The sequence below is a fragment of the Nocardioides sp. genome (assembly GCF_035703625.1).
Classification (GTDB): domain Bacteria; phylum Actinomycetota; class Actinomycetes; order Propionibacteriales; family Nocardioidaceae; genus Nocardioides.
In genome coordinates, this window is sequence record NZ_DASSXS010000144.1 from 1 (window position 1) to 3,448 (window position 3,448).

A 3,448-nucleotide genomic window follows, 5' to 3' on the forward strand; every position below is an offset into this window, starting at 1 on the left:
CGTTGGGCGAGCCTTGCGGCACCGGTTCTGTTCATCTCGTTCCCTCCCGGGGTCAACCGGCGCAGGAATGAACCCGCAGCCCGGTCATGGTCTTTGTTGCATCGATTGTGCTGCCGGGGATGGGCGCTGCGGCAAGTGGACGTTGGTCGTAGTACCGCGTTCAACTAGAGGAGTCGGCTCGGGTTCGTCCGCTCAGGTTCCCGGTCGTCTCACCGGGTCTCGACACACCGGTCGCGACCTCGCAAGCTCGCTCGCGCGGCTTGCTCGACCACCGTCAGCCGGTCCACTGGCGCGTCCTGGCTAGGCAGACTTCTTCTTCTTCGACTCCGACTCTCGCGGCACCAGGGTGGGCGCCACCTCGTCGGCGACGACCTCGCGGGTGACGATCACCTTGCCGATGTCGCCGCGGGAGGGAACGTCGTACATCACGTGGAGGAGCACCTCCTCGATGATCGCGCGCAGACCGCGCGCGCCGGTGCCGCGCTCCATGGCCTTGCCCGCGATGGCGGCGATGGCGTCGTCGGTGAACTCGAGCTCCACCCCGTCGAGCTCGAAGAGGCGCTGGTACTGCTTGACCAGGGCGTTGCGGGGCTCGGTGAGGATCTGGACCAGGGCGTCGTTGTCGAGCTTGGTGACGCTGGCGATGAGCGGGAGCCGGCCGATGAACTCCGGGATCAGCCCGAACTTGGTGAGGTCCTCGGGACGGACCTGTGCGAGCAGGTCGTCCGCCTCGCGCTCGGCCGCGCCCCGCACCTCGGCGGTGAAGCCCAGCGTCTTCTTGCCCACGCGTTGCTCGACGATGTTCTCGAGCCCGGCGAAGGCACCCCCCACGATGAAGAGGATGTTGGTGGTGTCGATCTGGATGAACTCCTGGTGCGGGTGCTTGCGCCCGCCCTGCGGAGGGACCGACGCGGAGGTTCCCTCGATGATCTTGAGCAGCGCCTGCTGCACACCCTCACCGGACACGTCGCGGGTGATGGAGGGGTTCTCCGCCTTCCGGGCCACCTTGTCGATCTCGTCGATGTAGATGATCCCGGTCTCGGCCTTCTTGACGTCGTAGTCGGCGGCCTGGATCAGCTTGAGCAGGATGTTCTCGACGTCCTCACCGACGTACCCGGCCTCGGTCAGGGCGGTCGCGTCGGCGATCGCGAACGGGACGTTGAGCATCCGGGCCAGTGTCTGCGCGAGGTAGGTCTTGCCGCAGCCGGTCGGGCCGATCACCAGGATGTTGGACTTGGCGACCTCGACGATCTCGTCCTTGCTGTGCTTGCCGCCGATCGCCTGGATGCCGGCCTGGACCCGCTTGTAGTGGTTGTAGACCGCGACCGCGAGAGACTTCTTGGCCTGCTCCTGGCCGATGACGTAGGAGTTGAGGAACTCGAAGATCTCCTTCGGCTTGGGCAGCTCGTCGAGCGAGACCTCGCCGCCCTCGCTGAGCTCCTCCTCGATGATCTCGTTGCAGAGGTCGATGCACTCGTCGCAGATGTAGACGCCCGGCCCGGCGATGAGCTTCTTGACCTGCTTCTGACTCTTCCCGCAGAAGGAACACTTCAGCAGGTCGCCACCGTCACCGATGCGTGCCACGGGCGATCATCCTCCGGTCGATCCGACTTCGTGGTGCTCAACTCCCCGACGGTACCTCGCGCCGGCCACTTTGGCTGGCTGACACGAGGAACTCCGGGGCACGTTCATGCGAGTGCAGGGGTGCCCTTGCGCGACTCGACCACGGCGTCGATGAGGCCGTACTCGACGGCGCCCTCGGCGGTCAGGATCTTGTCGCGCTCGATGTCCTTGCTGACCTCCTCGATCGACCTGCCCGAGTGGTCGCTGATCATCTTCTCCAGCATCTCGCGCATGCGCAGGATCTCGTTGGCCTGGATCTCGATGTCGGAGGTCTGGCCGAAGGTGCCCTCGGTGTAGGGCTGGTGGATGAGGATCCGGCTGTTGGGCAGGGCGAGCCGCTTGCCGGGCGAGCCGGCGGCCAGCAGGATCGCAGCCGCCGAGGCCGCCTGGCCGATGCACACGGTCTGCACGTCACACTTGATGAAGTTCATCGTGTCGTAGATCGCCGTGAGCGCCGTGAACGAGCCGCCCGGGCTGTTGATGTAGATCTGGAGGTCCTGGTCGGGGTTCATCGACTCCAGGCACATGAGCTGGGCGATGACGGCGTTGGCGACGTCGTCGGAGATGGGGGTGCCGAGGTAGATGATGCGGTCCTCGAACAGCTTGGCGTAGGGGTCGATCCGGCGGAAGCCGTAGGACGTGCGCTCTTCCCACTGCGGGATGTAGTAGTTCATGGTGTGGGTCCCTCTCAGTCCTTGGCTCGCGCCGGGCGGCCCTCGTCGGCGGCCTCTCGGGCGCTCGTGATGACCTGGTCGATGAAGCCGTAGTCGAGCGCCTGGTCGGCGGTGAACCACCGGTCCCGGTCGGCGTCGTTGATGACCTGGTCGAGCTCCTGGCCGGTGTGCTGGGAGATCAGCTCGAGCAGGACCTTCTTGATGTGGAGGGACTGCTGGGCCTGGATCTTGATGTCGGAGGCGGAGCCACCCATGCCGGACGACGGCTGGTGCATCATGATCCGCGCGTGCGGGAGGGCGTAGCGCTTGCCCTTGGTCCCGGCGCAGAGCAGGAACTGGCCCATCGATGCCGCCAGGCCCATCCCGACCGTCGCGACGTCGTTGGGGATGTAGTTCATCGTGTCGTAGATCGCCATGCCGGCGTCGACGGAGCCGCCGGGGCTGTTGATGTGGAGGAAGATGTCCGCTTCAGGGTCCTCCGCGGACAGCAGGAGCAGCTGGGCGCAGATGGCGTTGGCGTTCTGGTCGCGGACCTCGGAGCCGAGGAAGACGATCCGCTCGCGCAGGAGCCGCTGGTAGATGTGGTCGTCGAGCCCGTACGCCGAACCGGCGCCGTTCATCTCGACGCCGTTCATCACTGGGCTGGGGTTCTGGTTCACGCCTGCGACCCTAGCCCGAACCGCTGACACATCCACGCAATGTCCCGCACTGTTCGCGCACAGCGGACATCACCGGGCAGCGCTGCGCGAGGAACGAGCGCAGCGCGTGGGCCCGGGGAGATTGAGCAAGCCCCGCGGCCGAGGTACGAGGCCGCGACGGGCGGGACGAAATCCACGCGCAGCGGCGCCCGAGGCACGAGGGAGGCGCGTGGGCTCGGGGAGATTGAGCAAGCCCCGCGGCGGAGGTACGAGGCCGCGACGGGCGGGACGAAATCCCGTAAGCGGGGCAGGGCGGTAACCGCGGCGGCGATCAGGCGAGCCAGCGCCGCAGCGCGCGATGCACCTCAGGATGGTTGAGCAGCCCGAAGTGATCGGTTCGCCCCACGTGGAGGAACTCAGCGTCGGGGAAGAGCTCCGCACCCCGGCGGTCGCGACCACGGGCCGACTCGACCCGCACCAGCAGGTCGCCCACCACATGCCCGACGGGGTGCC

At 66.8% G+C, this 3,448-nt stretch carries 4 protein-coding genes; all 4 read right to left on the reverse strand.

The features are described 5' to 3' along the window. Positions 1-300 precede the first annotated feature (300 nt). The gene (clpX, locus tag VFN12_RS07075; RefSeq protein WP_325117923.1) at positions 301-1,584 is read right to left on the reverse strand and encodes an ATP-dependent Clp protease ATP-binding subunit ClpX; all 1,284 of its coding nucleotides are present in this window, start codon (positions 1,582-1,584) and stop codon (positions 301-303) included. Positions 1,585-1,688: 104 nt separating this feature from the next. Further along, positions 1,689-2,297, reverse strand: a complete 609-nt coding sequence (locus VFN12_RS07080; protein ID WP_325117925.1) for an ATP-dependent Clp protease proteolytic subunit — start codon at positions 2,295-2,297, stop codon at positions 1,689-1,691. 14 nt (positions 2,298-2,311) lie between these two features. Beyond that, a complete protein-coding gene (locus VFN12_RS07085; RefSeq protein WP_325117927.1) occupies positions 2,312-2,932 on the reverse strand; it encodes an ATP-dependent Clp protease proteolytic subunit in 621 nt (206 codons plus the stop codon). A gap of 334 nt (positions 2,933-3,266) precedes the next feature. Next, the coding region (locus VFN12_RS07090) for a hypothetical protein (RefSeq protein ID WP_325117926.1) at positions 3,267-3,448 on the reverse strand (182 nt) is incomplete at its 5' end.